This is a genomic window from Streptomyces albus subsp. chlorinus (assembly GCF_013302895.1).
GTDB classification, from domain to species: Bacteria; Actinomycetota; Actinomycetes; order Streptomycetales; family Streptomycetaceae; genus Streptomyces; species Streptomyces chlorinus.
The window spans coordinates 819,759-824,921 of sequence record NZ_VJOK01000001.1 but is presented as its reverse complement, the minus strand read 5'-3'; the positions used below and the strand labels follow the sequence as shown (position 1 = coordinate 824,921).

Annotated in this window: 5 protein-coding genes; 2 read left to right on the top strand and 3 right to left on the bottom strand. The window is 75.6% G+C overall.

Annotated features, from left to right (window positions below):
• Nucleotides 1–81 precede the first annotated feature (81 nt).
• Nucleotides 82–462: a DUF664 domain-containing protein gene (locus tag FM076_RS03870; protein ID WP_173868536.1), complete on the bottom strand. Its 381-nt coding sequence runs from the start codon at nucleotides 460–462 to the stop codon at nucleotides 82–84.
• The gene (locus FM076_RS03865; RefSeq protein WP_243274288.1) at nucleotides 452–1,141 is read right to left on the bottom strand and encodes a TetR/AcrR family transcriptional regulator; all 690 of its coding nucleotides are present in this window, start codon (nucleotides 1,139–1,141) and stop codon (nucleotides 452–454) included. The genes FM076_RS03870 and FM076_RS03865 overlap by 11 nt, the downstream gene beginning before the upstream one ends.
• Before the next feature lie 86 nt (nucleotides 1,142–1,227).
• On the opposite strand from FM076_RS03865, the gene FM076_RS03860 reads away from it, so the two are divergent.
• Complete coding sequence (locus FM076_RS03860) at nucleotides 1,228–2,436, top strand: FAD-dependent monooxygenase (RefSeq protein WP_173868535.1); 1,209 nt, start codon at nucleotides 1,228–1,230, stop codon at nucleotides 2,434–2,436.
• A gap of 10 nt (nucleotides 2,437–2,446) precedes the next feature.
• Nucleotides 2,447–3,352, top strand: coding sequence for a Gfo/Idh/MocA family oxidoreductase (locus FM076_RS03855; RefSeq protein ID WP_173868534.1), 906 nt, complete (start codon nucleotides 2,447–2,449; stop codon nucleotides 3,350–3,352).
• Here FM076_RS03855 and lnt read toward each other — a convergent pair.
• The gene (lnt, locus tag FM076_RS03850; RefSeq protein WP_173868533.1) at nucleotides 3,324–4,868 is read right to left on the bottom strand and encodes an apolipoprotein N-acyltransferase; all 1,545 of its coding nucleotides are present in this window, start codon (nucleotides 4,866–4,868) and stop codon (nucleotides 3,324–3,326) included. The genes FM076_RS03855 and lnt overlap by 29 nt on opposite strands.
• Nucleotides 4,869–5,163: the final 295 nt, after the last annotated feature.

Below are 5,163 nucleotides of genomic sequence, written 5' to 3'. Positions count from 1 at the left end.
CCGCAACTCTTCCCAGCCGCGCATCCGCGGGGAAGTCCCCGCAGGGGTGATCGCCGCGGGTGCGGGTTGATGGCGGGATGATCAGAAGCCTGTCTTCCCGTCGGTGCGCTCCCGCGGCAGGCCGGCGCGGCCGTTGTGCCGCGCGTATTCCCCGGCCATGTGCGGGTACCTCCACCGCGGCGGGGCGGGCCGGCCGGTGCGCCGGGGAGGGTCGGCGGTCTCGTCCGGCGACTGGACGGCGGCGCACGCGCGGGCCCCGCACCACCTCCCGGCGCCGGGCGGCCGGCGCCCCTCGCCCGTGCCGGCCTCGCTGCCGCGGAAGCCGTCGTCGGGAGGGTTCCGCGTGAAGGAGAGGGGCTCGGAGTCCTCCTGCTTCCACCTGTGCCGGAACCGGGGGCGCGCCACGTCGGTCATCTGCCGCGGCGGGCGCGCGTCGGCGGGCTGTTGTCGATCAGTCGTCATGGGGGCCGTCCTGGGCGGCGGTCGCGCCCGGGGCGGCGGCTCTTCCGGCCGGTCCTCCGCTCCGGCCGCCCTGTTCGCCGGTGGCCAGCATTCCGGACAGGAGTTCCCGAAGGCCGGTCCGCAGCTCCTCCTCGGTGGGGACCGCGGCGTTGTACGAGCCCGCGGTGCAGGTGAAGAGGATGCCGTCGCACCAGGCCAGCAGCGAGAGGGCGTGCCGCTCGGGAGCGGTGGACCCGGCGGCGGCGAGCATCCTCCGCAGCGGGGCGGCGAAGTCGCTCAGGCCCGTCCGGTCGTAGTGGGCGCGCAGTTCCGGGCGGCGGGTGGCCTCCAGGGCGAGTTCGTAGCGGGCCACCAGGAGTGCGCGGTGCCGGGTGAGGTGACGGTGCAGCGCGGTGGCGACGAGGTCCGCGAGTGTGTCGGGTCCGGCCTGCGCCCCGGCGGCACCGGCCGTCTCCTGCGGGGTGAGGACGGCGCTCTCCAGCACGGTCAGCCGTCGTACGGCGGCCTCCAGCAGGGCTGCCCGGGTCCGCGCGTGGTTGGAGGTGGAGCCCTGGGGGAGTCCGGCCGCCTCGTCCACGGCCCGGTGGGTGAGGCCGCGCAGCCCGCGTTCGGCCAGCAGCCGGATCGCGGTGTCGGCGATCAGGGCGGAGCGGGGCGTGGCGGAATCGCGAGGGGTCATGGGGGAAATCTATCCTGGAGACTACAGGTGTAGTATTCTCGGTCACGGCGCACTACAGCTGTAGTCACCGACTTCCGGAGGTCCCCGTGTCCCCCTCGCGCGCCCTCGTCATCGGTGCCGGCATCGGCGGACTGACCGCCGCGGCGGCACTCGGCGACCGCGGCTGGTCCGTCACCGTCCTCGAACGCGCCGAGCGGCTCGAACCCGTCGGCGCCGGTATCGCGATGGCCCCCAACGCCCTGCGCGCCCTCGATGTCATCGGCGCGGGCGACGCCGTCCGGGCCCTGCGCACCTGGAGCGGCCGGGGCGGCCTGCGCTCCCCGTCCGGCCGGTGGCTCGTCCCCACGACCGGGGACCGGACGGCCGACCGCTTCGGTGCCCCCGTGGTCCTGCTGGCCCGTTCCACCCTCGTCGATCTGCTGCGCGACCGCCTGCCCCGCACCGTCGAACTGCGCACCGGCACGGCCGCCGCCCTCACCCGGCCCGGCACCCGCGGCCGGCCCGCCACCGTCACCACCGCACACGGGGAGATCCTCCACGCGGACCTGGTCGTCGCCGCCGACGGCATCCACTCCCCGGTCCGCCGCGCCCTCTTCCCCGCCCACCCGGGCCCCCGCTACGCGGGCTTCACCACCTGGCGCTTCCTGGCCGAGGCGCCCGCGGAGCGCGTCGAGCCGCACGAGACGTGGGGCCGCGGCCGGATCTGGGGCACCCAGACACTCCCGGACGGCAGGGTCTACGCCTACGCCGCCGCCGTCCTCCCCGCAGGGCTGCGCTCCCGGGACGGCGAACGGGCCGCGCTGCTGCGGCTGTTCGGCGGCTGGCACCGGCCACTGCCCCAACTGATCGCGGCTGTCCCCGAGGAAGCCGTGCTGCGCAACGACGTCCACCACATGCTCCGGCCCCTCCCGGCCCTCCACGCGGGACGCGTCGCCCTCCTCGGCGACGCCGCGCACGCCATGACGCCCAGCATGGGACAGGGCGGCAACCAGGCGGTCGAGGACGCCGTCGTCCTGGCCCAGCTCGCCGACCCCGCGGGCCCCGTCCCCGACGCGCTGGCCGCCTACACCCGGCAACGGCTGCCCCGAACGGCCCAAGTCGTGCGGCGCTCCGCGCGGGCCTCCCGGATGACGACCCTCACCAGCGCTCCCGCCTGCGCCCTGCGCGACCTCTCCCTCTCCGCCGTCGGCCGCCTGGCGCCCGGCCTGGCGCTGCGCGCACTGGCGGGGATCGCCGACTGGTGCCCGCCGCCGCGCACGTATGCTGCGCGGACGCAGTCACCCGTACGGCACTGAGGGAGGGCCCGTGAGGATCGGCGTGATCGGTCTCGGAGACATCGCCCGGAAGGCGTACCTGCCGGTGCTCATGGCGCAGCCCGGGCTGGAGCCGCACCTGGTCACCCGGAACCCGGCGACGCTGGAAGCCCTCGGTGACGCCTACCGGGTGCCGGCCGCCCACCGGCACACCGGCCTCGACGGCCTCCTCGCCGCGCGCCCGGACGCCGCCTTCGTCCACGCCGCGACGAGCGCCCACCCCGAACTGGTGCGCGGTCTGCTGGAGGCCGGAGTACCCACCTTCGTCGACAAGCCGCTCGCCTACGACCTCGCCACCTCGCGCGGCCTGGTGGAGCTGGCGGAGCGGCGCGGTACCGGCCTCGCCGTCGGCTTCAACCGGCGCCAGGCACCCGGCTACGCCCAGTGCCTGGAGCACCCCCGCGAGCTGATCCTCCTGCAGAAGCACCGGGTGGGGCTGCCGGAGGATCCGCGCCGCATGGTGCTGGACGACTTCATCCACGTCGTGGACACCCTCCGCTTCCTCGTCCCCGGCCAGGCCGACCGCATAGACGTGCGGGCCCGGGTCCGGGACGGACTGCTGCACCACGTCGTGCTTCAGATGTCCGGCGACGGCTTCACCGCGCTCGGCGTCATGAACCGGCTCTCCGGTTCGGCCGAGGAACGGCTGGAGGTCTCCGGGCAGGACAGCAAGCGGGAGGTGCGCGACCTCGCGGAGGTGGTGGACCACAAGGGCCAGCCCAGCGTCCGCCGCCGCGGCGACTGGGTGCCCGTCGCCCGCCAGCGCGGTATCGAACAGTGCGTGCTGGCCTTCCTCGACGCCGTCCGCGCCGGCGAGTCGCTCTCCGCGCGGGACGCGCTGGCCACCCACGAACTGTGCGAACGCGTCGTCACCGACGCGCTGGCACAGGCGGACTGACACTCCCGCGGGCACCGCCGCCCTCCCGCTCCCGCCGGGCCCGTACCGTCCGCACGCCCTCCGTCACCACGTACGCCGCCAGCGCGGTCAGCGCGAGGCGGACCGTCCAGTCGCCGAAGCGCACATAGAGCGTGGTGCCCGTCGCCAGCGGCACACGGGTGACCTCCGCCGCGCCGGCGTCCGTGCCCAACCGCCTCCCGGCCCGCTCACCATCCGGACCGAACAGCGCGCTGACCCCGGTGAGCGTCGCGTGCACCATGGGCCGCCCCGTCTCGGCCGCCCGCACCGCCGCCAGCGACGCGTGCTGCTCGGGCGCCCAGGTCCGCTGGAAGGTGGAGGTCGAGGACTGGGCCACCAGCACCCGCGCGCCTTCCGCGACCAGATGCCTGCTCATGTCGGGAAACGCCGTCTCGAAACAGATCAGCGGCCCGAACCGCAGACCGTCCGCCCGCATCACCACCGGCGTCCGGCCCCGGTGCCGGTCCTCGTCGGCCGCGCGCCCCACGGAGGTGGCCCAGCCCAGCAGGGACCGGGCCGGGATGTACTCACCGAACGGCACGAGCCGCATCTTGTCGTAACGCTGCCCGGTCAGGCCCTTCCCGTCCACGAGCACCGAACTCTTGAAGATGCCCGGCCGGTCGCTGCGCCGCGAGTCCACGTTCACCAGCAGCGGCGCGTCCGCCAGCCGGGACAGACCGGCGAGTCTGCGCACCAGCGCCGGATGGCTGGGCAGGTCGTAGCCGACACTGCTCTCACCCCACACCACCAGATCGGGATGGCGGCCCGCCAACTGCCGGGTCAACCGCTCGCCGCGCTCGAACCGCGCCGCACGCGAGGGGGTCTCCCCGATCTGGACCACCGCGATCCGCGCCTCGCCCGCGGGCTGCGGACGCGGTGCCCACAGCCACACCCCGCCCACCAGGACGGCCACGGCCAGCAGGGCGGCGACGGCGGCGCGGCGGGCCCGTGGCGCGGCCGGCAGCGCGGCGAGCGCGGTGTTCACCGCCACCACGAGGAAGCTGACCAGCCACACGCCGCCCACCGACGCCACCCGCAGCGCGGGCGGCACCTGCCACTGGCTCGCCCCCAGCAGGCCCCAGGGCCCGCCCAGGTACTCCCAGGAGCGCACCAGTTCGGCCAGCAGCCAGCCCGAGGGGACCAGCACCACGGCCGCCGCCAGCCGGCCGCCACCCGGCGTGCCCGCCAGCAGCCGGTGGACGAGCCAGCCCCACGGCAGCCACAACAGCCCCAGCAGAGCGGCGAGAAGGACGATGAAGACGTTCAGGCTCGGCATCAGCCAGTGGTGCATCACCAGCATGAAGCCCGTGCCGCCCAGCCAGCCCGTCCGCGCGGCGACGCGCGGGGTCGGCGCGGTACGCGCCAGCAGCAGCCACGGCACCAGCGCGGCGTACGCCACCCACCACAGGGAGGGCGCGGGAAAAGCCAGCACGGGCACCGCCCCCGCCGGCAGCGGCAGGACCCAGTGGGCCCAGCGGGAAGCCGCCAACGGACGCATGCCCCGCCTCCTTCATCCGGTGATCCACTCACCAGTGTGCGGGAGCGCGCGCCGAGGAGCGAGAGGGTGGGCGCCCCCGCTCTCCGGACCGACCACCGTGGACCTCCCGGTCCCGGCCGCTGCGTCGCTCGGAGGCCGTAGCCGTCCGCTGTCGAGGGTTCCTTGTTCCAAGGGGCGGCTGGGCCGGGGTGCGGGGCGCGCCGGACCAGGACTTCTACGGTGTGGCGACCGGGCTGCGTCCGCCGGGGGTGTGGCAGGCGGGGTGGGGGAGCACCGGGGGGCGTATCCCCGGCGC

Coding starts and splice junctions, on each gene's coding strand:
- FM076_RS03870 (WP_173868536.1), bottom strand. CDS start 462: ATGACGACTGATCGACAACAGCCCGCCGACGCGCGCCCGCCGCGGCAG.
- FM076_RS03865 (WP_243274288.1), bottom strand. CDS start 1,141: ATGACCCCTCGCGATTCCGCCACGCCCCGCTCCGCCCTGATCGCCGAC.
- lnt (WP_173868533.1), bottom strand. CDS start 4,868: ATGCGTCCGTTGGCGGCTTCCCGCTGGGCCCACTGGGTCCTGCCGCTG.